The following is a 25475-nucleotide window of genomic DNA, read 5'->3' on the forward strand; positions in this document are numbered from 1 at the left end:
GTCGCGGACCTCTGCGATGGCGTGGACACCCTTGCTCCCTGCTGGGACATGAGTCGGCAACCGGATGACCGTGGCACCGGCCTCGGTCAAGGTGCTGCGCGACCGCCGATCTCCGGGAAGCGCTCATAGGCCCGAAGGAGTGCAGCCAGGTGGTCGGTGTCCCTGCTCAAAGCCGCTCTCCGAGTCGGTGCCTGCTCCAGCCCCCGGCACGGCCGCTCTCCGTCACGTGCCCCTGAAACTGTCTACCGCAGAACATCTACCGCATCCCAGACACCATGGGACCACTCAATGACGTGTCATACGAACCCGTGCAATCTCGCACAGCTCATCCGAGGTCGTGAATGACAGCAAAAGCCTTCATTGGTGGCGCGCTCATGATGGTTGGGACGCTTTGTCTGGGATGTGGTGTCGGTCCTGAAGAGGAAGCAGAAAGTCTCCATCAGACCGAGCAGTCGATAGCGTCCTGCCCGGCCGGCTACTCATCGAGCTACATCTGGTACTGTGAGCCCGGATGCTCCTGGACGGTCAACGTTCAGTATCTGACCTGCCAGAGAACCTCGCCCCCGTATGACAGCTACAAGGCTGAAGAGCTCGCACGACAGTGTGGCGAGTGCTTTTGAGTGAATCGCTACCACGTGGAGCAGGAGGACTGCTCGGTCAGTTCGGCCGCGCTCCGAGGAGCACTTCTCCTCGGAGTTCCGCACGACCCCATTCCCGGCCACTTCTCGTGGATGACTGGCTCCAGCCCTGAGCAGCGAGCAGGAGCGCCTCGGCTCACTCCGCGTGGAAGTTGAACTTGAAGGTGTTGTTCTGCCCGGCCTTCACTTCGAACGTGCGCGTCTCTTCCCTGCCCAGCTCGGGGTTGATGAGCTTGAGGGTGTGCTTGCCTTCAGGCACCTCGACGGCGGCCATCGGCGTCTGGCCGATCTCCTTCCCGTCCAGCAGGACCTTCGCATAGGGGCGGATGCGGAACTCCAACATGCCCGTGGCCACCACCTTCGCGGGTGCACGCGGACGCGGAGCAGCCACGGCCTTCGCGACAGGCTTCACCTCCCGAGGCACAGCAGGCGCGGCCTGAGCATCGGCGGCCGGCGGAGCCTTCTCCACGAACTTCTCGGCCACGACCTGCGGCGTCGGCACGGGCGCGGTAGCCGAAGGATCCGCCTTCTTCACCTCCACCACCGGGGGCACCCGTGCCACCGCCGGTGCCTCCCCGCCCGCGACCCGCTCTGGCGAAGGGGCAGGCTTCGACGGCTCGACCCGCTCCATCGTCGGCGGGCGCTTCGCGTCGGCCTTCTTCGCCAGGGGAAGCGAAGGCGGCACCACGACAATGGGCTGCTCGCCCCGGAGGGACACGAGCGCCACGCCGCCCAGCGCCAGCACCACACCTCCCACCAGCACCGCGACAAGCCTCCCCGAGCCCTTGCGCCCCTTCGGCGCATGCACCTGCGCTCCCGTGGCGATGGCGTCCTCGTCGGACCCACCCCCATTCGTCGGGACACGCTCCTCCGCATCCCGCTCGGACTCCCGTGACGGCACCGTGGGCGCCTGCACCTCGGCGATGCGCGACGGGTTCCAGCCCGTGCCTCGCGCCTCGGCCGCCACTCCAGCTTGCGCGGGCAACATCGGACGCGGTGCCGGCTTGCGCCTCGCTCCCGCCGCCTTCGCCGCACGCTCCGGTGCCTCCGCGCCCTTGCTTCCTTCATTCGCCGGAGCCCGGGGACCCGCCGCCCCCATCACCCCTCGCACCGAGATCGGCATCGGCGTCGTGGGCGAAGTCGAGTCCACGGGAGGAGGCGGAGGCCCCTTCACCTCACGGGGCGCCGCCATGGACTTCGGCGTGCCCCCAGGCTTCACGGGCGTCGCCCCCGCCACCGGCGCCGGCGAAGGCACCACCGGCCCCGACACGCCCTCCGCCCCCAGCTTCGCCACGAACTGCGAGAGCTGGTACGCCCCCACGGACTCGCCGGACGTCAGCAGGAAGCGCTCCAGGTCCGATTGCAGCGCGCGGCAGTCCGGGTAGCGCCTGTCGCGCTCCTTCGCCAGCGCCAGGTCCAGAATCTTCTGGAGCGCCACCGGCACGTCCGGCCTGCGCTCCACCACCGGGACGAACGGCTCGAACAGGATGGCCTGCATCGTGCTCGCCTCGGTCGTCGCGTCGAAGGGACGCTTCCCCGTCAGCAGCTCGTACAGCACCACCCCCAGCGCGTACACATCCACCCGCTTGTCCACCGACAGCGCCCGGAGCTGCTCCGGAGGCATGTACGCGACCTTCCCCTTCACCATGCCCGTCTGCGTGCGGTGCCCCTGCCCCGCGACCTTCGCCACCCCGAAGTCCACCACCTTCACCGCGCCCTGCCGCGACACCAGGATGTTGTCCGGACTCACGTCGCGGTGGATGAGCCCCAGGGGCACCCCCGTCGTCGCGTCAGAGAAGTCGTGGGCGAACGCCAGGCCCTCCGCCGCGAGCGACACCAGCTTCGCGCACATCATCGGCGGCAACGGCTGCTCCACCGCGTACTTCACCAGCCGCCGCAGCGTGGGCCCGTCGATGAACTCCATCGCCAGGAAGTAGCTGCCGTCCGCCTCGCCGAAGTCGAAGATCTGGACGATGTTCGGGTGCTCGAGCTGCGCGGCCAGCCGCGCCTCCCCCAGGAACATCTCCACGAACGCCGGGTCTTCCGCCAGGTGCGGAAGGATCCGCTTCAGCACGAGCGTCTTCTCGAACCCCATGGGGCCCGCGGCCTTGGCGAGGAACACCTCCGCCATGCCCCCCGAGGCAAGCTTCCGGACGAGTTGATACTTCCCGACTTGCATTTGATGAAGGGTTCTCCCAGGTTTCCCCGGAAAAGTGAAATGGCCGTGCGAGTGTCCTGCCCCGGACCATGCAACCAGGCATCATCCAGTTTGACCGTGACGCGACGGGGTCCGTAGGATCCGCGCACGCATGCCCCCGAAGGTCATCGGTCCCTACCGCGTCCTGGAGACGCTCGGCAGCGGCGGGGCCGGCACCGTGTACCGGGCCCTGGACCGCCGCAGCAACGACGAAGTCGCGCTCAAGCTGCTCTCCTCCGGCCCCGCGCTGGACGAGCGGGCGGCGCGACGACTCGCGCGCGAATTCGAGACGCTGGCGGACCTGTCCCATCCCAACGTGGTGAAGGTCTTCGAGGCGGGGGTCCACCAGGGTTGGCCCTACCTGGCCATGGAGCTCATCGAAGGGCTCACGCTGCGCCACTACCTGGACATCCGGGGTGACGACATGATGTCGCCCATCAGCGGCACCACGCCGCGCAGCCTGCTGACGGTGCGGCGCACGGCGGACGAGGACTTCGGCCCTGGCAGTGACAGCATCTCCAACGCGGACGCGCTGGGTGATTCCCGCCCCGCCGCGGAGGGGCTGTTCAGCATGAACGCCTTCAACGAGGAGCCGCCCAGCGAGGACCTGGACGCCTATGGCGCGGCGCAGGGCGACGACGAGGCGGGCTCGGGCTCCGGCTCGGACGACTCTTTCGAGGGGTTCGATGCGCCCCTGCCCTCGCCTCGCAAGCCGGTGGAGGACGGCCGGGCGCCTCGGGAGGAGGACCTCAACCGTCCGGAGCGCATGGGGCGGCTGAAGGACACCATGCTCCAGCTGTGTGAAGCGCTGGCCTACATCCACGGGCATGGGCTGGTGCACCGCGACCTCAAGCCATCCAACGTCATGGTGGACGAGGACCGGCAGGTGCGGCTGATGGACTTCGGGCTGGCCAAGTTCCTCGCGGACGACGTGGCGATTACGGAGGCGGGGAAGCTGGTCGGCACGTACCGCTACATGGCGCCCGAGCAGATTCTCGGGGAGCCGTTGGATGGGCGCTCGGACCTGTACAGTCTGGGCGTCATCCTCTATGAGCTGCTCAGCGGGCGGCCCCCCTTCGATGCGAAGACGCCGCACGAGCTGTGGCGGCAGGTGTTGGAGACGGAGCCTCCGCCGGTGCTGGCGCTGAACCTTCATGGGGACCCGCAGTTCGCACGCGTGGCCCACCGCCTCATCCGCAAGGAGCCGGACGACCGGTTCCAGACGGCCGAGGAAGTCTACGAGGCTCTTTCCGAGTGAATCCCTCCAAGCTGCACACCTTCACCGTGGACGCCGACAAGGCGGGCCAGCGGGTGGACCTCTTCGTGGGCGAGGCGCTGGGCCTGTCGCGCGCGCGCCTCAAGCGACTCTTCGATGCGGGCGCGGTGAAGGTGAACCACCGGGCGGCGAAGAAGGGCCTCACGCTGGTGGCGGGGCAGCAGATCTCCGTGGTGGTGGAAGAAGAGACGCGCGAGGCGGTGCCGGACGAGGAGTTTCCGCTCGTGGTGTTGCACGAGGACTCCGCGCTGGTGTTCGTGGACAAGCCCGCTGGGAGGCCCTCGCATCCGCTCCAGTCGGGGGAGACGGGCACGGTGGCCAACGCGCTGGTGGCGCGCTACCCCGAGTGCGCGCAGGCGTCAGTGGATCCGCGTGAAGGTGGGCTGTGCCACCGGCTGGACGTGGAGACGTCGGGCGTGGTGGTGGCCGCGCGCTCGCGCCCCGCGTGGGATGCCGTGCGTGCGGCCTTCGGAGAGCGCGCGGTGGACAAGCGCTACCTCGCGCTGGTGACGGGGCCGCTGGTGGACCAGGGCGACATCGAGCTGCCGCTGCGTCATCACCCGCGTCACCCGGACCGGGTGGAGCCCGCGCCGCACGGAGCCGAGGACGCGCGCGAGGCGGTGTCGCGCTTCCGAGTGCTGGGGCGCACGGGAGAGCACAGCCTGGTGGAGGTGCGCATCCTCACGGGCGTGTTGCATCAGGTGCGCGCGCACATGGCGGGCATTGGAGCGCCCATCGTCGGAGACACGCTCTATGGAGGGCGCGAGGCGCCGGAGCTGGGGCGCTTCTTCCTGCATGCCCGGGCGCTCGGGCTGACGCATCCGGAGACGAAGAAGCCGATGCACGTGACGAGCCCCCTGCCCCAGGAACTGCGCGTGGAGCTGGAGCGGCTGGGGTTGCAGTTGCCGCGCGGCGAGGGCGAGAGCCCGGCGAGCTGATGGGGCGGGTTAATTCCCCATCGACTTGAGCATCGCCCGAGCCGCGTTGGAGGCCCCGCCCGTGGGGACCAGCAGGAGGTACTTCTTGAGGGCCTCCGCTGCTTGGTTCTTTTCTTCCAGGGAGTGGTAGGCCATGCCCATCGACAGCCAGACAGGGGCATCGTTGCCATCCATCCGAACGACGTCCTGGAGCAGGCCCACGCCCTCACGCAAGGCTGCTTTGGACTCGAAGCCACTCACCAGCAAGAGCCCTAGTTCCCTCTTCGCGGCATGAGCGGCGGGTTTGAGCGCAAGCGCTTTCCTGTAGCTGATGATCGCAGCCTTGCTACGCCCCGCGTTCTCCGCGGCCAGCCCCGCCTTCACATGCGCGGCGTACTCATCCTCGGGCGAGAGCCGCTTGACGGCACCCGCACTTCCCCCCGCTGGAGGACGTGGAGCCGAAAGCACGGCGCCTGATTTCGGAGCTTCGACGGAGACACTCGAGGACGCGTTCACGAGTGCGACAGGTGGCGCGGACAAGCTCTTCCGCGAGGCGACCGCGTCCCTCGCGGGAGGAGCCGGCTCGCTCACGCCCACCGGAACAGTCCTGGGGGACGGAGGCACTGTCGGCGACCGTGCCACCTGGGTCTCCTCAGAAGGAGTCGGGCTGACGACCACCGGAACAACCACAGGTGACGGAAGGACCGTCAGCACATCCTCCACCTTCAGTTCCTCGGGAGATGGCTTCTGGCTGGCGACCGCTGGAACGACCACGAAAGAAGGCGGCGCCGTCGGCGCTTGGACTGCCCTTGTCTCGTCAGGAGGCTTCTCGCCAGCCACCTCCGACTTTGTCGTGGGCAACGACGGGACCGCGGCAACCCGTTCAATCCTCGCGAAGGGGGCTGGTGTCTCGGTGCCCGTCTTCTTGAGTGCCTTCCAAGTCACGACGCCCAGCCCGGCGGCGAACAGGAGCGCCGCGCCGAGCCCCACACCGAGGCTACGGCGATAGGAGGCCCATCGGTGGGTCGAGACCTGCGTCACCACGGCCACTTCGTTCCTTGTAGCGACGGAGCGAGTCTCGGCGGCGCGCGCCAGCTCCTCTCGAAAGGGCGTGGGCACCTGGGGCTCGCGGCCCTCTTCGCGCAGCTCCATGGTGAACAGAGTCTGGACGAGCCACGCCACCGACATCGGTGAGAACCGAGGCGTGGTCGCGTAGAGAAAGCCGGAGAGCGCCTCCGCGAAGGCATGCGCGGACTCGAAACGCTCCTCCTTCTTCACGGCCAGCGCCTTCTGGACGATGTCATCCAGCTCCACGGGCAGCTCCGGCCGCAGCGTTCGCGGCGAAGGAAAGCGGCCCTCCTGCAACTGGTGCATCACCACATACTGGGGGCCCTGCAAAGGCAGACGTCCGCACAGCATCTGGTAGAGCACCACGCCCGCCGCCCACACATCCGTGCGTGCGTCGACGTCCTCTCCCCGCGCCTGCTCCGGCGAGAAGAAAAGGTACTTGCCCTTTACCACACCGGGCTCGGTGCTGAACCCTCGCAGCTCGCGCGCCTTGGCGATGCCGAAGTCGACGACCTTGACCTGCCCCTCGTAGCTGACCAGGACATTCTCCGGAGAGATGTCGCGGTGCACGATGCCCAGCGGAACACCCCGGCTGTCCTTGCGCGTGTGCGCGTAGTGCAGTCCCCGGCAGATCTCCATGGCGATGAAGACAGCCTGCGCCACCGGCACCGCGCTCAACCCATGCTGGAGCGCACGCTTGATGATTCGATGGAGCGGCGGCCCATCCACCAGTTCCATCGCCAGGAAGTGCTCGCCCTCCGTCCGACCGAAGTCGAAGACCTGGGCGATGTTGCCGTGCGACAGCGACGCGGAGATGCGCGCCTCGCTGATGAACATCTGGATGAAGCGCTCATCCTGCGCGTACTCCGGCAGCACCTTCTTGATGAGCACTGGCTTCGTCACGCCGGCCTCGCCCATCAGTCGCGCACGCCATGCCTCGGCCATGCCGCCTTTGCCAAGCCTGGACACCAACGAATAGCGACCAAAGGGCTTGGAGGGAGCGGAATCCATGAGGCGCGCAATGTAGCGCCAGGAATCGCCACGGCCCAGATCAACCCCACGGACGGAAAAACCTCCATGTGGTCATTCAGACCCTCCCTGGGTCGCAATTGAAGAGCCCACCGCTACTCGCCAGGACGCCGCTACTCGCCCATCACTTTCACGACGGATGCACTGAGAGCGAGCGCCTTGAACTGACGATGCGGGGTCAGTTCCCCAGGGTCTTGAGCATCGTGCGGACTGAGTCCGCCGAGGCGCCCGATGGCTCCAGCATGAGGTACTGATTGTAGGCGCCGACGGCCTGGGGATTCTTCCCAACGGACTGGTAGGCCATGCCCAGCGACAGCCACGCGCGAGCATTTCGTGCATCCTCGCGCACAACATCTGAGAGCAGACGCGCGGCCTCGCGAAAGGCCGACTCGGACTCGAAGCCGTTGACCAGGGCGACTCCCAGTCCCACTTTCGCTTCCATTGAACCGGGCTGCAAAGCCAGGGCCTTGCGGTAGTAGCCGGCCGCCGACTTGTAGCGAGAGCCCACGGTGGCGGACCGGGCTTGCTTGATAAGTCCGGCGTACTCGGCTTCGGCGTCAATCTGCGCCACCAACACGGTGTCGGCGGGCGGAGCTGGAATGGCCTGCACAGGCGCTGGACTCAGCGCGCCGCCAGCGTCGGCGACCGGGGATTCGTTCTCGGGAGCAGATACCGCCTCCGCGTCCACTCCTCCAGCAGGCTCCTGGCTAGGGACAACCAGCGCCTTCGCGGGCGCTGACGGAACAGCGGGCACCTCGGAAACCTCAGTCACACGCGGCGGCAGCGATTCAACGACAGGCCTTTCACGCAGTTTCCACGTCACGACGCCGAGTCCCGCGGCGAGCAGGAACGCCGCCCCGAGCCCCGTCCCCATGCCACGTCGATAAGACACCCACTTGCGGGTGGAGGGCTCCGTCGCCATCGGCGACTCATGCATCGTGGCGACAGCGCGAGTCTCGGCGGCGCGTGCCAGTTCCTCCCGAAACGGCGTGGGCACCTGAGGCTCGCGACCCTCTTCTCGCAGCTCCATGGTGAACAGCGTCTGAACGAGCCACGCCACCGACATCGGTGAGAACCGAGGCGTGGTCGCGTAGAGAAAGCCGGAGAGCGCTTCCGCCAAGGCAAGGGCGGACTCGAAGCGCTCTTCCTTCTTCACGGCCAGCGCCTTCTGGACGATGTCATCCAGTTCCGCGGGCAGCTCTGGGCGCAGCGATCGCGCCGACGGGAAGCGGCCCTCCTGCAACTGGTGCATCACTACATACTCCGGGCCCTGCAAGGGCAGACGCCCGCACAGCATCTGGTAGAGCACCACGCCCGCCGCCCACACATCCGTGCGCGCGTCGACGTCCTCTCCCCTCGCCTGCTCCGGCGAGAAGAAGAGGTACTTGCCCTTCACCACACCGGGCTCTGTATTGAACCCTCGCAGCTCGCGCGCCTTGGCGATGCCGAAGTCGACGACCTTGACCTGCCCCTCGTAGCTGACCAGGACATTCTCCGGAGAGATGTCCCGATGGACGATGCCCAGCGGAACACCCCGGCTGTCCTTGCGCGTATGCGCATAATGCAGGCCCCGACAGATCTCCATGGCGATGAAGACGGCCTGGGCCACCGGCACGGCACTGAGCCCATGCTGGAGCGCGCGCTTGATGATGCGATGGAGCGGCGGTCCATCCACCAACTCCATCGCCAGGAAGTGCTCCCCGTCCGTCCGGCCGAAGTCGAAGACCTGGGCGATGTTGCCGTGTGAAAGCGACGCGGAGATGCGCGCCTCGCTGATGAACATCTGGATGAAGCGCTCATCCTGCGCATACTCCGGCAGCACCTTCTTGATGAGCACCGGCTTCGTCACGCCGGCCTCACCTACCAGTCGCGCACGCCACGCCTCAGCCATGCCGCCCTTGCCCAACCTGGACACCAACGAATAGCGGCCAAAGGGTTTGGGGGGAACGGAATCCATGGGGTGCGCAATGTAGCGCCAGGAATCGCCCTGGCCCAGATCATCCCACGAACAGACATTCCGTGAAGAGGCCCAAGGACAAACGGGCCGGCACACCTCATCCTGTGCACCGGCCCGTGTGGTCATTCAGACCCTCCCTGGGTCAAGGATCCTCGGGCTCCGAGGGCTCCTGCTCCTCGGTCGCCTCGCAGTCCTCGATGGGAATGGGGCCACCCACACCCAACGGAGCGAGGACGCTCACCCCGCCATCACAGCGCTTCACTCCCGCGTCAGCGATTCCCGCGTCGAAGACACCCGCATCGAAGACGCCCGCATCGAAGACGCCCGCATCAGCAACGCCCGCGTCGAAGATGCCCGCATCGATCCCCGCGTCGTGCACGCCGCCATCCCAGCCGGCGTCACTCAGACCTCCGTCGTATCCGGCATCCCCCCCGCGTCCGTGCCGGCATCCACCCCCGCGTCCGTGCCAGCATCCACTCCCGCATCGGGGGCCCGACAGACATCCGTGCGCTGGTAGAGCGCCTGACAATGAAAGCTCTCCGGGTCGCCCTCATACGTCACCTCGGGCACCTCGGGGTCTGTTCCAAACCAGTGGCGGCTGCCCTTCGTGCGGAACTGACACGTGGTACTGCCGCCGTCGGCACAGGGGCAGTTCTCCGAGACCTGCCACCCGACGAACTCGAGCAGGTCATGGTTGTCCGCGAAGGCATAGCGCTGCGGCGTGGAGAGCGTCACCAGGTCGCCCGGCTCCACGTTGAGGAATGACTCGTGCGACCCGGGATAGGGAGACTGCGGATGACTGGCACACGCCATCAACGGGGTCCCGTTGGGCCCCTCGGTAAGCGTTGTGGTGTTGCCCTCCAGGTCGGTGCGCTCGATGGAGAAGCTGGCGCAGAGCGGCGATGACAGCGAGGCGGTGCAGGAGCTCTCTCCAGCGCCTCGCGCGGCGACGACGATGGGAGCGATGCTGACCCCGAGCGCCACCACTCCCGTCGTTCCATCCACGCACTTCTGCGCACCGGGCATGAACCCCGCCGCGCCCGTTCCCTGGCGCTTCTTCGTCAGGTCCGTCAGGTCCGTGAAGGTGGAGCAGCCCAGCTTCCACGGCGTGGAGCAGCAGCACTCAAGCGCCTTGATGTGGTTGTCATAGAGCGTGTGGAACTCCGCCTTCGTCGCGGGCAGGACTTCCGGCATCCAGTGACTCTTCGGCCACACGCCATTCGCCGCGTTGCGCCCGGGAATGGGCGTCTTGTCGACGGACTTGCGGAGCCAGTCCGCGCACGTGTTCTTCGTTCCAATGCGGTGACAGGCGGTGCACTCCTGATTGCGGACATCCCCAGCACCGTCCTTCACCTTGGCGGTGGTGACCGTCTCCGGCTTGGGCCAGCCACTCCCTCCATTCGTGAGATAGGCCTCTTCGACGAGCTTGTACTTCCCCTTCTTGAAGCCCGTGGGCAGCCCATCCACGGTTCCCGCCAGCTGATCGATGTAGGGCGAGTGCATCCAGGGGTCACTGTCATGGCACTTCGAACAGTGCAGGGAGGGGCTGTCCCGGAGCCCTTGAGGGCTGATGTAGTACGTCTTGGCCGCGGTGGCCGCGGTGCGCTCCGCCGCATTCACGGAGGCCGGGTCCGCCATCGGGTTGGGCACATTCTTCCCATTGAGGTCCGGGCCCGAGCCACTCAGCGCCTGGAAGTAGCACGTCGCCCCCGACGTCTTGTTGGCGACGACGATGGCGACGTCTTGAAAGCCCTCCGACGTGTCCGGCCCTGCCTTGTAGCGGCGGCAGATGACCCGCGCCTCCGTGTCCGGATTGCTCGTCTTCAGCTTCAACAGGCGCGCGTTGTCGACGCAGTACTTCCCGCTGAGGTTCAGCCACACCGGCTTGTCACAGGTCGCGCCGTCGGGCGTGTTGGTGATGCGCAGCAGCGTCCCGTCCCGGCAGTTGAACGTGGCGTCCGTCAACCGCCCCAGCTCCGCGCGACACGATGCGGCGTACTCCGTGATGTTGCTGCCATCCACCAAGCCCTGGCCCTGTCGCGCCAGGACGGCGCCATCGAGCGGCTCGGGGGGCTCCTCTGCCTCTCCTCCCGTGCAGCTCAGGAACACGGAGGAGAGGACGAACAACACACCGGCAACGGCAGACGTCGCTGAACGACACATTCGCATGGTGGCTCCCAGGGGTGAGAGCCGAATCCAATCAGAAAGCAGGAGCGCGCCGCCCGCACCGCGGCCCCCCGCGTAACCGGACTGTCAGCGACAAGACCCGCCGCGCCGCGTCGAAACGAAGCTACTCGCCCATCACCTTCACGATGACGCGCTTGCGACGCTGCCCGTCAAACTCCGCGTAGAACACCTGCTGCCACGGCCCCAGGTCCAGCTTCCCCGCGGTGATGGGGATGATGACCTGGTGGTGGACCAGCATCGACTTGAGGTGCGCGTCACCGTTGTCCTCGCCGGTGCCATGGTGGCGGTAGTCCGGTCCGAACGGCGCGAGCTTCTGGAGCCATTCCCAGATGTCTTCATGAAGCCCGGACTCGTCATCGTTGACGAAGACACCCGCGGTGATGTGCATGGCGGAAACCAGGGCCATCCCCTCCTGGATGCCACTCTTGCGGACCAGCGAGGCCACGGTGTCGGTGAGGCGGACCAGCTCCCGCCGCTCTTTCGTCTCGAACCACAGGTACTCGGTCAAGGTCTTCATACCCCGCAGGATAGACACCTGCGGGCCCGACAGCCCAGCCCACTCGCCCGCAGTCGCCATTCCTCTCAAGCGATACAACCGTGAATACACATCCAGTTGCACAACCCTCGTGGCACCTCCATGATTCACACAACAACCCTCTCCGCTTGAACCATGTCTCAGCACGGCACTCGCGACACACGAGCCCGCCTGGCGGCATATGTTCATGCGAACTTCAGCCGAGGGCTGTTGGAGGCGCATCGTGCTCGAGAACCTCTCCGCCCAGCTGGAGCAACTCCGAATCCCCACCATCACCTTCCCCTGGTCTGGCGAGTGCTCACCCGACGTCGAGCCCGTGGAGCAGGAAGCCAGGCACTGGGCCGCGAGACACGGCCTCATCCCCTCCGAGCAGTACCTGGCGCGCGTCACGCGGACGAAGTACGGCTGGCTCGCGGCGCGCTGCTACCCGCACGCGGACCGGGAGCTGCTCCAAATCATCGCGGATTACTTCATCTGGTTCTTCGTCACGGATGACCTCTTCGTGGACCGGGTGGAGACCATCAGTCGCGAGACACTCCCCAACCTCGCGGCGATGCTGGATGTCCTGGACCTCAACCGCCTGGGTGCCTCACCCGTCTTCGGCGAGACCGCGTGGATGGATGTCTGCCAGCGCCTGCGGGGCCGGCTCTCCGTGGAGCACTTCGAGCGCTTCGCCCACGGCATGCGGATGTGGGCCTCCACCGCGGGCCTCCAGATCGTGAGTCACCTCGCGGAGGAGTCCTCCTCGGCCATCCGGCCCTATGAGGCGATTCGCCGCCACACCAGCGGAATGAACCCCTGTCTCGACCTGATTGACGCCGCCAACGCCGGGCCCCTCCCCTCCGACGAGTTCCACCGGCCCGATGTGCTCCGCCTGCGCCTGCACACCAACAACGTCGTCAGCTGGAGCAACGACATGCAGAGCCTGCCCATTGAAGCGAGGCAGCCGGGTCAGCAGCAGAACATGGTCATCCTCCACGCGGCCCAGGGCCACACGCGCCAGGAGGGCACCGACTACACCGCGAGCAGGGTCCAGGCGGAGGTCGACGCGTTCCAGCGGGAAGCAAGCCTGATGGAGCCACGTGCCAGCAAGGAACTCCGAGGCTTCATCGCTGGCATGCGCGACTGGATGCGGGGCTATCAGGACTGGGTGGTCCTCGACACGCAGCGCTATCTCACCACGCACGCGGAGCAGGACGCCAACGACAGCGGAGTGCTCCGAACGCCGGGGTGAGGGGAATTATCGGCGGGCTTCGTTGGGGAGACATGACGCCACGCAACCCCTGGTCCTGGCCGCTGCTCTCCGCCGTGCTCCTCTCCGCCTGTGGCGGTCCACCCGAGGCCTCGCCACCCTCTCCAGAGGGCACCCAGGAGCAACCCGCCCTGGTGAGCGACATCGCGGACGCCTGCGTGACTCCGGACACCACGGGCCCGGAGTCCCTCTCCACGGCCCCAGGGGGTGCGCTGGAGGAGTGGCGCGAGGCCATCAACGCCCTGCCCGCCTCCGCGCTGCGCACCGACCTCCAGGGGCGGCTCCTGACGCACCTGCGCGGCCCCTCCACCGCGTTCCCCATCGCCGCGGACGCCCAGACGTTCCTTCGCGGCATCCGCGCGCCCCTGCCGCTGCGGCTGCCCTTCTCCTCGAACTCGCCGGTCATCTCCGGCACCGAGGTCCGGCTGGGCCACGGCTGGCGGTACAACGGCGGAGGCATCCATCGCGGCCTCGACATCAGCCGGGCGAACACCCCTTCGGACAAGGACTCCAGCTTCGACGTGCTGGCCATCGCCGAGGGCAAGGTCATCGGCATCTACTTCGACGGTCCTCCGGGCGGTGGCGGCAACACCATCGTCATCGAGCACACCGGCGCCAACGGCAAGAAGCTCTACAGCTTCTACATGCACCTGCGGGACGGCCGCGCCCATGACGTGGCCGCCGTCAAGGCGATGACGTGCCCCTCCGGGGACGACGAGTGCGCGCGCTACCAGTTGATGGCGCACAACTACCCCAACCATCCCTCCTGGGGCACGGAGGCGGATGCCATTCCCGTCACCCTGGGCCAGTGGGTCTCCAGCGGACAGAAGATCGCGAAGTCCGGCAACACGCTCACGCCCGGCTCGCTCGCCGCGGACGGCAAGCCCGCCAGCAATCACTCCAACAATCACTTGCATGTCTACATCGGCATGCCCATGCCGACCCAGCCGCTGGTGGCCGTGGAGGTGGACCCCTTCGGTGTCTACGAGAAGGTCTCCACCGGCTGCTACACCGGCTTCCAGGACACGTTCTACCCGCGCCTGTGGATGCCCCACTACCCTGACTTCCACGGCGCCACCTGGGAGACCTTCACCGAGCAGCCCGAGTACTACCGGGGCATGAGCTACCGCCCGGAGACGCTGACCTTCTACGAGCAGGACTCCGTGCTGCGCGTCGCGGGCTCCTACCAGTACTCCACCGCCACCGCCTTCGGCGTGCAGGCGGGCCTGGACAGCGCCGGGTTCAACACGCAGGTCGACCTGTGGCGGCAATCCAACTACGTGCCTCGGGAGACGCGCATCCGCATCAACTCCTCCGGGCAGGCTCGCTACAACACCACCTACGGCAAGCTGCGCGCGGGCGAGCAGGCCCACTTCGAGCATCGGCTGACGCAGGCGAGCCTGGACTCGTTCTACCAGACGTATGTGCTGAACCTGGGCTGGCGCGTGGAGGACTTCTTCCCCTACCGGGAGAATGGCGTGCAGTACTACGCCGTCCTCTTCAGCAGCCATGACCTGGACGTGCGGTACCTGCGCTACGGGCTGTCGGAGGCCCAGGCGGTGTCGGAGCTGGCGGCGCTACCGGGACAGGGAATGCACGTGGAGAACCTGGTCGCCGACCCGACGCACAACCCGCCGCGCTTCGCGTACACCGCCAACAACGCCAGCGGTTGCCTGACTCATGCCTACGTGGACGCCGCCATGTCCCAGTACCAGACGCTCCATGGGAGTGAATCGGCCCAGGGATACCGGCTGAAGAAGCTCCAGATCTACAACAACGGCGCTTCCTTCACCGCGGTGTTCGGCAAGAACTGTCCTTAAGCTTCGAGTGTCCGGGACACCGGGCCGATGGAAGACCGACGGCCCGCGGAGTCACTGCTCCGCGGGCCGCGCGCTGTCTCAGTAGGCGTAGTAGACGGGCGGCGTGGTGCTGGTGAAGTAGTTGTAATACGTGGCCACGTAGTTGCTGCCGCTCCCCGTCTCACCCGGGAGGGGGCCCGTCTTCGTGCCGTAGGCGACCAGCGTGGCGCCGGCGTCCGTCTTGTCCAGGTTGCAGACCGGGACGTTGCCCGCGCCGAAGTTCACCACGATGGTGTCGTCCCGCACCTTCGCGAGCGTGGCCGGGTCGATGTGGCTAACCTTGCACTGCGTGTTGGCGCTGCCGCTCGGGGAATGCTTCGTCGAGAAGGCCGTCGCCAGCCCCACGCCCGTCCCCAGCACGGCGATGTGCGGCGTGCTGTAGGAGCGGCCCAGCTCCACGCTGCCCGCGGCATACGGACACGTGCCCGAGGCGGCGCGCGTCAGGGTGATGGCGTAGCGCGGGGGGAGTTCCCCGGGAATCACCGCCGAGGAGATGGTGAACGAACAGCCCCCGAAGGAGCTGGTGAGCAGCGCGGCCTGCTGCTCGTCCAGCGTGTCCTGGGGCGCGGAGCCCTCGGGAAGACCTCCACCACAGGCGGAGAGGGACACAGCGGCGCAAGCCCAGGCAAAACGCTTGAAGACAGTCATGAGGTGAGACTCCAATGGAAGGAGGGCCGTGACTCTATCGCCCTCCCGCAACGGCTCACAACACAGATCACCCGAAGCAGAATGCAACACACCGGCGCCATAATTTGCCAGCGCCGGCTCTCGCCTCCCAGTCATCGAGAAGCAACAGGTGTCTCGTTTGACTGCTGCGAGGACTCACGGGTCAGGAGCGCTCCAGTCCCGCGCCAGAGCGCGTCATGCGCTGCTCAAGTCCGGTGGCAGGTCGTCGGACTCCACATGCGGCGCCCCTGAAAACCCAGACAGGCTTCATGTCGACACGCCTGTCACCGAGCGCCAAAGAAAGACCTGGAGGTCCGCCCGTCTCCAGCGCCGGCTGAACGTCGTCAGCGTGAGTCCCACCGCGCACGCTCCGAACTCCGAGCCTGTGTCTTCCGCCGACGCACTCCCGGAACACACTTCGGACTCCGAGCCCGCGTCCTCCGCCGCCACACCCACGCCGCACGCTCCAGACGCCGCGTGCACGTCCTCCGTCGCCACGCCCGCGCCCCCCTTCCCGTTCTAACACTACTGCGTTAGGGGTATGTGGGGGAGCGAGCAACTGAGGGGTGCGCGCCCTTGGCGACCATTGCGTTGTGCGTCCGGCGACCTACTCATGAAGTAGGTATGGATTCCTTCATGAATGCCGCCGCGGTGCAGCGACTTGAGAGGCACTTCCAGCAAATCGGCGACGTGCTCGGCGAGGAGAGTCGGCGGGGCTCGTTCGCCCTCTACGCCATGGGCCTTCTGAGCGACGGGGAGCGCAAGAGCGGCTACTGGTGGGCCTTCCGTCTTTCTGGGTGACGCGCGCGGGAGCAGACCCCACTGGCACCACGGGCTGCCCACAAGTTTTCGGTCTCCCCCGACTCCACTCCAGCTCACAGCGGGCCCTACCTCCTCGGCTCACGCTCTGGCGCTGTGCTGACCTGGACGACGAGAACGAGAACGTAGGAACGCAGGTCCATCCATGACCCGATTCCCGCGCTTCTTGGAGACCATCAACAGCGGGTGAAGGAGTTGGAGCGGGAGTTGCGCCGCAAGGAGAAGGCGCTGGCGGAGACGGCGGCGCTGCTGGTGCTCGAAAAAAACTTCAGGCGACGGGCTGGGACGAGCGGCACCTGGACGACGAGGACGACACAGCGGACGAGAAGTACGAGAAATGACGCTCGCCCACGTAGAGGAGTCCCTCCAGCAGGGCGTGCGGCTGGAAGCCGTCTGCGAGCGGCTCGGGGTAGCCCCTCGCACCATTCAACGTTGGAGGAAGCCGGCCACCGCAGTTCGCGCATGCAGCATGAGCCGGTGAACGATTACCTTTTCAGCAGCCCGGCCCAGTCCAAACGGGGTGTGCGCCCCTTCCTCCGCTCCTCCACCGTCGCGGCAAAGGCGGGGGCTCTCTTCTTCCAGCCCCGGCTCCGCCCCTGCGTGAGGGAGCGACAACGCCGCTGACACTGGGGGCCTTATCCATGCCGGACCGGACCGGCGTCGCGCCGGCCCGGTCCGAGCGGCTCAGGTAAAGACAATATCCCAGAAGCCATAGGTTGGAGTGGACGGGACCTGGCTCGGCGCTGCCTGTGTCGCCATATTGAAGCAATAGATGCCGTCGTTGCCCTGCGTCGTCAGGTACAGCATCTGATCCTTCATGGCGAGGCCGAGGAATCCAAAGCCAGCAGTGTTCGCGAATTGAGTCGGCGCCGCGCCCGTGGAAAGGTTGAACTGCCAGATACCGTCGCTGCCGCCTTGCGCCGTCAGGTAGAGAATGTCGCCGCCCGCCAGCAAGCCATTGAAACCCAGATCGCCGGTGTTGGCGAGCTGGCTGGGCGGCGACTTACGGGTGACGTCAAATGACCAGATGCCGTCGTCGCCCTGCGTCGTCAGATAGAGCGTGTTGCCGATCGCGATGACGCTTCGGAAGCCGAGGCCATCGGTCCCGGCGATCTGGGTCGGCGGCAGCTCCGGCGACTGAGTGTCGAAGCAGTAGATGCCGTTGGAACCCTGCGTCGTCAAATAGAGCGTGGTGCCGATCACGGCGAGGTCACGGAAGCCCAGGCCTGTGCTCGACGCAATCATGACCGGCGTCGCTCTGGATTGAAGATCGAAGGTCCAGAGGCCGCCCCCTTCGAACAAGCCATTCTGCGCCGCCAGGAAGAGGGTGTTGCCAAGCTTGACGACGCCACCGAAACCGAATCCGTCAGTGCAGGGGATCTGGACCGGCCAGGCCTGATAGGCCGGATCGAAGGTGTAGAGGCCGTTGCTTCCGTGCGTCGTCAGGTAGGCCGGCGGGGGCTGCGGGGCGGTCATCGTGACCGGAGTCCGGACCCATGCCTCAGACGTCATGTTCATCAGCGATTGCCGGTCGACGATGCCGATCGAGTTCCAGGTGAACATCGCATAGCAAAGGCCCGAAGGCATTCCTTCTACGATGTTGAGAGGCACGCCACGCTGCTGGAACAACAGTATGAGCTCCGCGAGCGTGCCGTAGCCGCAGAGGCTGACGCAGTGATATTCCGACAGTTTGGCCGGATAGCCGCACATGCTCCACCCGCTCGTGCCCGGGGTGACCTTGCCGGTGGCTCCGTCCTCAAACAGTTCGGCGGCCACGCCGATCTTCACCGGGCCGTTGTTGAAGATGGCGCTCTGCAGCGCCGCGTCGTTGGTCCAATTGACGCTCAAGGGGAAGGGGTCATTGTACAGGGTGAAATTCGAAGGAAAGCCGTGTGTCCGCATCGTCGACATGACGTCCACCAGAATTGCGCCGTTGAGATAGCCGTGGCTCTGCGCCCAGTTGATCACTTCGTCGTCGGGAAAATATTTCTGGGGAGCGGCGGTGGCCTTGGCGAAGGCCTCTTCGGCAGTGACGCAGTCGCCATTGTGGTCGTTGCCCCACATCGACATTTGCACCGGCCACATCAGAAAGCCTGACGGTGCAGGCGCGGCCAAATCCGGATCGAACGGCTTCGCCCCCGCGAGGACGTGGCGCGGTGACGGATACGCGCCGCGCGGCATCTGCTTCGTCAGATCAACTTTGTCAGCCATGGAATGGTCTCCGAAGAAGGGGTTTCGCCCGCACGTTCTCGTGAGAAGCAAGGACCCTGGATTGTTGGGACCCGTTCACGGGTACGTGTTTGTTTTGGGGCTCCCTGACTTCGCTTGGGCGCCCCGGTTCAAGGCATGAGCACGTGGCATGCCAAGCTGCTGCCTGCTCCACACCCTGCGCGCGAGGCTGGAGACAGGCCTGCCACCGAAGCAGAACCGCTACCCCTTCGCCCACAGGGACGCCTGGGAGCACATCCGCCGGAAGGCGGAGGCCACGCTCCCTACGAGCGTGGAGGTGTAGGGCACTGCGGGCTCCTGGTGTTCCGGCAAGAAGCTGCCGGCCAGGAGTTGCCGGGCCAGGCCTCTCGGCAAGAACTTGCCGGGTAACTTCCAGCCGGAGGATTTGCCGGGCCATGCCCGCCGTCTTCTTCTCCTGCTTGCACGCCATCACCCACAACCAGGCCCGGGCAGCCCGTCCCGCCCCCTTAACGCTACTGCGTTAACGGTGTCCCTTCGGGCATCGTGCTGGGGGACACCGGCTACGGCGGTTCCAGCCAGTTCAGAGCGCACCTGCGCGCCCTGGGCTTGCACTACGCGGTGGCGGTGGACCCCAAACCACTGTCTGCCGGCTGGATGAAATGGGAAGCCCCCGACGGGACGCGCGGAGCGTTTCGGACCTGGCCCTGCGCCTTCATGAGCGGGGAGGCTTCCGTCGGTGCACCTGGCGCCAGGGCACCCAGGAGGATTTGTCGGCATGCTTTGCCCTGCGTCGAGTCATCGCCGCGGGCGTGCCCCAGCGCGAGCAGGAGCCGCTGTTGCTGCTCATCGAGTGGCGGGACGATGAGCCCGAGCCCGCCAATTACTTCCTCGTTTCCCTGCCGGGGGTTCAGAACGAAGAAGCAGCTCATCCGTCTGGTGATGCAGCGCTGGAGAACCGAGCGCGTCTACGAGGACCTCAAGGGCGAGCTGGGGCTGGACCATTACGAAGGCCGCCGCTTCCCCGGCTGGCATCACCACGTCTCGGTGGCCCTGTGCTGCTACGCGTTCCTCGTGGCCGAACGCGCGCGGCGTTTTCCCCCCTCGGCCCGAGGGGCGGTTGAAGCCCACACGCAACCGCTCCCGGCCTGAGCGACACTTCCACGACAGCTTCATCACCGTACGGCTCGCCATGGCGCGCGTGATTGCCATCTGGCTGCCTCGCTGTCCCACCTGCCACCGCTCCAACCACCGACGCGCCTCACGCACCCTGCCCGGTCTCCCCGTGCACCCCGCGGGCCCCTGACGCAGTAGTGCTAACGGGGCCCCGTGGTCCTCCCCCACCCACGGCACGCGGGACTCACCCTCCGTGAGCCCCATCGGCCCCAACTCGCACTGTGGGCTTGACCGGCGGCCTCGGTTCACGGTACTGATCCTGATATTGATAGTGATTATCAATTTCAACTGAGCTCGACAGCATCGAGCCGGATACGGAGGTACGAGACGTGGCACGTGATCTGGGACCGAGGGGCAAGATGTGCCGGCGACTGGGGATTCCGCTCTCGCGAATCACCGCGAAGGACCCGGACAAGGACCCGGTGCTGCGGCGTCCCTACCCGCCCGGCCAGCACGGCGCCACCGCGCGCATGGGCAACAGCGACTTCTCCCGGCGCCTGCGGGAGAAGCAGAAGCTGAAGCTGTACTACGGCCTGCTGGAGAAGCAGTGCCGCCGCGCGTTCATGGAAGCGCGTCGCTCGCCGGGCAACACGGGCACGGTGCTGTTGCAGCTGCTGGAGAGCCGCCTGGACGCGCTGGTGCTGCGCGCGGGGCTGGCCACGAGCATCCGCCAGGCCCGCCAGTTCGTCCGCCACGGGTACTTCCAGGTGAACGGCGCCGCCACGGACATCCCCAGCTTCCGCGTCAAGCCGGGCAGCGAGATTCGCTACCTCCCCGCCCACCTGAAGCTGCTCATCGTCCGCGAGTCGTTCGAGCGGATGAAGGGCCGAAACGTGCCGCCGTACGTGCAGGTGCTCGGCGACGGCGAGGGGCTGCGCTTCGTGCGCACCCCGGAGCGTGAGGAGATCCCCGTCGACGTGAACGAGCCGTTCATCGTCGAGTACTACGCGCAGCGCAGCTAGACCGAAAAGCCCCTCCAAGGCATTCCGCGAATGGGTCCAGCCTCCGGGCCACCCATTCGCGGTGTCGTGCTCAGGGCAGCAGCACCGAGCGCAGCTCCGCCACGGAGTGGAACAAGTGAGTGGGAGTGTGCCGCGCCAGCGCCTCCGGCAGCGTGTAGCCCCACCCCACCGCGCCCGAGGGAAGGTGAGCCTCCCGCGCCGCCTCGAGGTCGCGAATCTCGTCGCCCACCGACAAAGCCTCGCCCGCCAGCACCTTCGTGCGCTTCAGCATCCGACGGAACTTGGCGGCCTTGCCGAAGATGGCGGCGCCGCAGTCGAAGTGCTCCACGGAGGCCGCGAGAGGCCCCAGCACCGCCCGCACCGACACCTCGCTGTCCGAGCTGACGATGGCCACCGTGACGCCAGCGTCCTTCAGCGCCCCGAGCAGCTCTGGCACTCCTGGGAACAAGGGCGTGGTGGCGGCGGCGGACAGCTTCTCCTTGCGCATGTGGCTGACGATGGCGGGCAGCCGCCACATGGGCACCTTCGTGAGCGCCATGATTTCGCGCCCGGACATGCCGCGCATCGCCTCGAACTCCGTCGGCGTCAGCCGCGAGAAGCCGAAGCGGTCGGCCATGTCATTGAAGACGGACCGGAACCACGGCAGCGAGTCCGCCAGGGTGCCGTCGAAGTCGAAGATGACCAGGCGATAGGGAGGCATGAGGCAACGCCGAGTCATACCAGAAACGCCGCACCTCACAGGCGCCGCGTCAGGGAGACCACCGCCTCGCGGACGAAGCGGATGGCCTCGTCATCCTCGGAGGCGCTCCGCCAGAGCAGCTCCATGGGCGCGCCTCCCATCGCAAAGGGCGGCTTCATCCCCCGGAGGAACGGGCGCAGTGCCATCACGTCCCGAGCCACCATGCCCGGCACGGTGGCGACGAGCGTGCTGTCCTCCAGGATGGCGCCCAGGCCATGGAACGTGGGAATCGACACCCTCACCCGCCGCTGGTGGCCGTACAGGTCCTCGACGACGCCGCGCAGGTCTCCGTTGTACGAGACGATGACGTGCTCCTGCTCCAGGTAGCGCTCCAGCGTGAGCGTCTTTCCCAGGCGAAGCCGCCTCGCATCATGCAGACACATGAAGTGCTCGGTGAACAGCTCGCGCCGCTGCATGCCCGACGGCAGCTCATCCGCCACCGTCACCGCCAGGTCCACCGCCGATGCGCTCAACAGCGCCCCCACGGTGCGGAACTGCACCGGCAGCACGATGAGCCGCAGGCGCGGCGCCTCGCTCGCGAGCCACTGGAGCAATCTCGGCAGCAGCCAGGATTCACTCGCGTCCGAGAGGCCAATGCGCACCGTGCGCTCGCTCGTCCGGGGGTCGAACGCCGCGGGGGTGAGCGCGGCCTCGACCAGCGCCTCCAGGTGCGGCCTCGCGGACGCCAGCAATCGCTGCCCTCGTGCGCTCAAGGCAAGCCCTCGCCCATCCCGGACGAACAGCGGGGAGCCCACCGCCGAAGTGAGTCGCCGCAGGGCCGCGCTCACGGCCGGCTGCGTGAGGTAGAGACGAGCCGCCGCCGCCGTGACACTGCCCAGCTCCGCCACGACGACGAAGACGCGCAGCAGGTTCAGGTCCAGCGACTTCTCATAGATGGCGTTCATGTTCGGGATGCATCCTATTGATTGGATTTCAGGATGGCGATTCGCGAATTCTTGTCACGTCGACGAGGACAAAGGGAGACGCGATGAGCACGCACGAAGCAAGGCAGCAGCGGCACACGGTGAAGCTGGGCACCACGGGCCCCGAGGTCTTCCAGCTCGGCCTGGGCTGCATGGGCATGTCCGGCATGTACGGCGCCACCAACGACGAGGAGAGCCTGCGCACCCTGCACGCGGCCACCGAGCGCGGTGTCACGTTGCTCGACACGGGCGACTTCTACGGCATGGGGCACAACGAGCTGCTCGTGGGGCGCGCCATCTCAGGGCGCCGGGAGCAGGTCCAGCTCTCCGTGAAGTTCGGCGCGCTGCGGGGCCCGGATGGGAGCTGGCTCGGCATGGACCTGCGGCCCGCCGCCGTGAAGAACTTCGCCACGTACTCACTCAAGCGACTGGGCGTCGACGTCATCGACATCTACCGCCCCGCACGGCTGGACCCGAACGTCCCCATCGAGGAGACCATCGGCGCGATTTCGGACCTGGTGAAGGCAGGATACGTCCGCCACATCGGCCTCTCCGAGGTCGGCGCCGAGACCCTCCGCCGCGCCCACCGCGTCCACCCCATCGCCGACCTCCAAATCGAGTATTCCCTCGCGAGCCGCGGCCCCGAGTCGAGCATCTTCCCCACCCTCCGGGAGCTGGGCATCAGCGCGACGCTCTACGGCGTCCTTTCCCGAGGGCTGCTGACCGGGAGCAAGCCCACGGGCGCCGGTGACTTCCGCGCCCATATGCCCCGCTTCAGCGGCGAGCACCGCGAGAAGAACGAGGACGTGGTGGGTTCACTCCAGCGCTTCGCGCGCGAGCGGCAGCTGTCGCCCGCACAGCTCGCCATCGCCTGGGTCCTCGCCCGACAGCCCGGGTTCGTTCCCATCATCGGCGTGAAGAACATCGCCCAGCTCGACGACGCGCTGGGGGCCTGGAATCGGCCTCTGGCGAGCTCGGACGTCGCCGCGCTCGAGGCGCTCGCGACCTTCTCCGGTGAACGGTATGGGCCCGAGCAGATGCGCTTGCTGGACAGCGAGCGGCGGTAGCGCCCACGCCCATTTGGAGCCCCTGCAACGTCAGACAGAGCCGTTAGAGTGGTTGGTGCATGCGAGCCATCATCCACGTGGACATGGACGCCTTCTACGCGTCCGTGGAGCAGCGGGACAACCCAGCCCTGAAGGGCAAACCTGTCATCGTTGGCGGGCATGCCCAGCGGGGTGTCGTGGTCGCCGCTTCCTATGAAGTCAGACCCTTCGGCGTGCGCAGCGCCATGCCCATGGCGCGCGCGGTGAAGGCCGCGCCCCATGCCATCATCGTGAAGCCACGCTTCCCCGCATACGCGGAGGCCAGCGAGCAGGTCTTCGCCATCTTCGAGCGCTACACCCCGCTCATCGAGCCCCTGTCCCTGGATGAAGCCTTCCTGGACGTCACCGCCTCGGTGGGCCTGTTCGGCTCTCCCGCGGACATCGCGCGGCGCATCCGCAAGGACATCGCGGACGAGCTGAAGCTGCCGTCATCCGCGGGCATCTCCACGGTGAAGTTCGTGGCCAAGATTGCCTCGGACCTGGCCAAGCCCAACGGGCAGCGGGAGGTCCGCGCCGAGGAGACGATGGCCTTCCTCGCGGGCCTCCCGGTGTCACGCCTGTGGGGCGTGGGGCCGAAGACGGAGGAGGCCCTCCAGCGCTCGGGGCTGAAGACGATTGGCGATGTCGCGACGAAGGACGTGGAGTGGTTGGAGCAGCGGCTCGGCACCAGCGGTCGACACCTGTGGGAGCTGTCCCAGGGCATCGACATGCGCGAGGTGGTGCCGGACCGCGCGGCCAAGAGCGTGGGCGCCGAGGACACCTTCGAGGAGGACCTCGCGGGCATCGAGGCCCTCAAGCCCCACATCCATGCACAGGCGCTGCGCGTGGCGCGACGGCTGCGGCGCGCGGGGGTGAAGGGCCGCGTGGTGCAGCTCAAGTTGAAGCTCGCGGACTTCACGCTCCTCACCCGCCGCACCACGCTGCGCGAGGCGACGGATGATGGACAGACGCTCTATCGCACCGCGCTGGAGCTGCTGGAGCGCTCGCACGAGGGCAAGCCCATCCGCCTCACCGGAGTGAGCGTGCAGCTGGACGAGGTGCCTCCCCAGCTCGGCCTCTTCCCCGCCGCGCCGCCCCGGACGGCGAAGCTGAACGCCGCGCTGGACAGAATCGCGGACCGCTTCGGCAGCAAGGCCATCACCACCGCGGACATCGCGGGCAGCGACGCCCCAGGCGGCGACGAGCACCGCTCCGAGCGGCCCGTGGACAAGGACAAGCCCAAGCGCTGAGCCAGGCTCAGTCCGCGGCGGGCACCATGTCCGGAGGTGGCGGCTGACGCGCGGCCTCGTCCCGGGACATCACCAGCACGCCCACCAGCGCCAGGCCTCCGCCCACCAACTGCACCCAGTCCGGCTTCTCTCCCAGCAGCGGCACGGCCCACAGCGTGGACAGCACGGGCTCGCCGAGCGAGGCCACCGCGACGAAGGGCGCGGAGAGGTGACGCACGGAGGCGTTGAGCAGCGAGTGGCCGATGAGCTGCGGTACCAGGGCCAGCCCCACCAGCACCATCCAGGTGCGCGGCGTGAAGCCCGTCAGCGGGGAGTCGACGAAGCCGTGCGCCAGCATCAGCGCCACCGCCGCCACGGAGTAGACGATGCCCACGTACGTGCCCAGCGACATGGACTCGCGCACGCGGCGGCCCACGACAAAGTACACGCCCGCCATGACGGCGCCGGCCACCGCGAGCAAGTCACCCCAGAGCGCCGTGCCTCCGGCCGCGAAGTCCCGCGCGCCGATGAGGACACTGCCCGCCAGACACAACACGAGCGCGGCGATTCCCCGGGCGCCCACGCGCTCACCCAGGGCGAGCCACGCGAACAGCGTCACCCACACCGGCTGCGTGGTGACGAGCGCCACCGAGCTGGCCACGGTGGTGTACTGGAGCGACGCAATCCACGTCGCGAAGTGCAGCGCCAGCGCGAGGCCGGACAGCACCAGCCAGCCCCAGGTCCGCAGGGAGAGGGACGTCAGCTCCGAGCGGC

Annotated in this window: 22 protein-coding genes and 1 pseudogene; 11 read left to right on the forward strand and 12 right to left on the reverse strand. The window is 67.2% G+C overall.

Features of this window, described 5'->3' with window-relative positions; translation table 11 throughout:
- Positions 1-86 precede the first annotated feature (86 nt).
- Positions 87-170, reverse strand: a complete 84-nt coding sequence (locus ACN469_RS23460; RefSeq protein ID WP_498770997.1) for a DUF5953 family protein — start codon at positions 168-170, stop codon at positions 87-89.
- A 604-nt stretch (positions 171-774) separates the two neighbouring features.
- The gene (locus ACN469_RS23465; RefSeq protein ID WP_498770975.1) at positions 775-2817 is read right to left on the reverse strand and encodes a protein kinase domain-containing protein; all 2043 of its coding nucleotides are present in this window, start codon (positions 2815-2817) and stop codon (positions 775-777) included.
- Positions 2818-2947: 130 nt separating this feature from the next.
- Here ACN469_RS23465 and ACN469_RS23470 point away from each other — a divergent pair, with 130 nt between their 5' ends.
- Together ACN469_RS23470 and ACN469_RS23475 are read left to right on the forward strand one after the other, a co-directional pair.
- Positions 2948-4093 carry a serine/threonine-protein kinase gene (locus ACN469_RS23470; RefSeq protein ID WP_498770976.1) on the forward strand — a complete coding sequence of 382 codons (1146 nt, stop codon included), beginning with the start codon at positions 2948-2950 and terminating at the stop codon, positions 4091-4093.
- Positions 4090-5049, forward strand: coding sequence for an RluA family pseudouridine synthase (locus ACN469_RS23475; protein WP_498770977.1), 960 nt, complete (start codon positions 4090-4092; stop codon positions 5047-5049). Before ACN469_RS23470 ends, ACN469_RS23475 begins: the two co-directional genes overlap by 4 nt.
- A gap of 9 nt (positions 5050-5058) precedes the next feature.
- Here ACN469_RS23475 and ACN469_RS23480 read toward each other — a convergent pair whose 3' ends face one another.
- From ACN469_RS23480 to ACN469_RS23500, 5 genes are all read right to left on the reverse strand, one after another.
- On the reverse strand, positions 5059-7107 hold the full coding sequence (locus ACN469_RS23480) for a protein kinase domain-containing protein (protein ID WP_498770978.1): 2049 nt from the start codon (positions 7105-7107) through the stop codon (positions 5059-5061).
- A 196-nt stretch (positions 7108-7303) separates the two neighbouring features.
- Entirely contained in the window at positions 7304-9082 is a 1779-nt protein-coding gene (locus tag ACN469_RS23485) for a protein kinase domain-containing protein (RefSeq protein ID WP_498770979.1), read from the reverse strand.
- A 142-nt stretch (positions 9083-9224) separates the two neighbouring features.
- On the reverse strand, positions 9225-9461 hold the full coding sequence (locus ACN469_RS23490; RefSeq protein WP_498770980.1) for a hypothetical protein: 237 nt from the start codon (positions 9459-9461) through the stop codon (positions 9225-9227).
- Positions 9462-9484: 23 nt separating this feature from the next.
- Complete coding sequence (locus ACN469_RS23495; protein ID WP_498770981.1) at positions 9485-11251, reverse strand: hypothetical protein; 1767 nt, start codon at positions 11249-11251, stop codon at positions 9485-9487.
- 121 nt (positions 11252-11372) lie between these two features.
- Complete coding sequence (locus tag ACN469_RS23500; RefSeq protein ID WP_498770982.1) at positions 11373-11786, reverse strand: secondary thiamine-phosphate synthase enzyme YjbQ; 414 nt, start codon at positions 11784-11786, stop codon at positions 11373-11375.
- 241 nt (positions 11787-12027) lie between these two features.
- Here ACN469_RS23500 and ACN469_RS23505 point away from each other — a divergent pair, with 241 nt between their 5' ends.
- Positions 12028-13038, forward strand: coding sequence for a terpene synthase family protein (locus tag ACN469_RS23505; RefSeq protein ID WP_498770983.1), 1011 nt, complete (start codon positions 12028-12030; stop codon positions 13036-13038).
- A 32-nt stretch (positions 13039-13070) separates the two neighbouring features.
- Entirely contained in the window at positions 13071-14876 is a 1806-nt protein-coding gene (locus ACN469_RS23510; protein ID WP_498770984.1) for a M23 family metallopeptidase, read from the forward strand.
- A 78-nt stretch (positions 14877-14954) separates the two neighbouring features.
- Here ACN469_RS23510 and ACN469_RS23515 read toward each other — a convergent pair whose 3' ends face one another.
- On the reverse strand, positions 14955-15563 hold the full coding sequence (locus tag ACN469_RS23515) for a hypothetical protein (protein ID WP_498770985.1): 609 nt from the start codon (positions 15561-15563) through the stop codon (positions 14955-14957).
- A 654-nt stretch (positions 15564-16217) separates the two neighbouring features.
- On the opposite strand from ACN469_RS23515, the pseudogene ACN469_RS23520 reads away from it, so the two are divergent.
- A pseudogene (locus ACN469_RS23520) lies at positions 16218-16349 on the forward strand (IS701 family transposase); the annotation flags it as partial.
- A 388-nt stretch (positions 16350-16737) separates the two neighbouring features.
- Complete coding sequence (locus ACN469_RS23525) at positions 16738-16881, forward strand: helix-turn-helix domain-containing protein (protein ID WP_498770986.1); 144 nt, start codon at positions 16738-16740, stop codon at positions 16879-16881.
- Positions 16882-17084: 203 nt separating this feature from the next.
- Here ACN469_RS23525 and ACN469_RS23530 read toward each other — a convergent pair whose 3' ends face one another.
- Positions 17085-18611 (reverse strand): LVIVD repeat-containing protein, encoded by a 1527-nt coding sequence (locus tag ACN469_RS23530; protein WP_498770987.1) that lies wholly within the window; start codon positions 18609-18611, stop codon positions 17085-17087.
- Positions 18612-18759: 148 nt separating this feature from the next.
- On the opposite strand from ACN469_RS23530, the gene ACN469_RS23535 reads away from it, so the two are divergent.
- The 3 genes from ACN469_RS23535 to rpsD all read left to right on the forward strand — a co-directional run bounded on the left by ACN469_RS23535 (position 18760) and on the right by rpsD (position 20725).
- A complete protein-coding gene (locus ACN469_RS23535; RefSeq protein WP_498770988.1) occupies positions 18760-18912 on the forward strand; it encodes a hypothetical protein in 153 nt (50 codons plus the stop codon).
- Between the two features lie 221 nt (positions 18913-19133).
- Complete coding sequence (locus ACN469_RS23540; RefSeq protein ID WP_498770989.1) at positions 19134-19739, forward strand: transposase; 606 nt, start codon at positions 19134-19136, stop codon at positions 19737-19739.
- 353 nt (positions 19740-20092) lie between these two features.
- Positions 20093-20725, forward strand: a complete 633-nt coding sequence (gene rpsD / locus ACN469_RS23545) for a 30S ribosomal protein S4 (RefSeq protein WP_498770990.1) — start codon at positions 20093-20095, stop codon at positions 20723-20725.
- Positions 20726-20795: 70 nt separating this feature from the next.
- Here rpsD and ACN469_RS23550 read toward each other — a convergent pair whose 3' ends face one another.
- The gene (locus ACN469_RS23550; protein WP_498770991.1) at positions 20796-21425 is read right to left on the reverse strand and encodes an HAD hydrolase-like protein; all 630 of its coding nucleotides are present in this window, start codon (positions 21423-21425) and stop codon (positions 20796-20798) included.
- Between the two features lie 35 nt (positions 21426-21460).
- Positions 21461-22369, reverse strand: coding sequence for a LysR family transcriptional regulator (locus tag ACN469_RS23555; protein WP_498770992.1), 909 nt, complete (start codon positions 22367-22369; stop codon positions 21461-21463).
- A gap of 83 nt (positions 22370-22452) precedes the next feature.
- Here ACN469_RS23555 and ACN469_RS23560 point away from each other — a divergent pair, with 83 nt between their 5' ends.
- On the forward strand, positions 22453-23454 hold the full coding sequence (locus ACN469_RS23560; RefSeq protein WP_498770993.1) for an aldo/keto reductase: 1002 nt from the start codon (positions 22453-22455) through the stop codon (positions 23452-23454).
- 59 nt (positions 23455-23513) lie between these two features.
- On the forward strand, positions 23514-24722 hold the full coding sequence (gene dinB, locus ACN469_RS23565) for a DNA polymerase IV (RefSeq protein WP_498770994.1): 1209 nt from the start codon (positions 23514-23516) through the stop codon (positions 24720-24722).
- Between the two features lie 7 nt (positions 24723-24729).
- Here the strand turns inward: dinB and ACN469_RS23570 are convergent.
- Positions 24730-25475 (reverse strand): DMT family transporter (locus tag ACN469_RS23570; RefSeq protein WP_498770995.1); only part of this gene is annotated, 746 nt, incomplete at its 5' end.

Origin of the sequence: Corallococcus terminator (assembly GCF_049194865.1) — a bacterium.
Taxonomy (GTDB): Bacteria; Myxococcota; Myxococcia; order Myxococcales; family Myxococcaceae; genus Myxococcus; species Myxococcus terminator_A.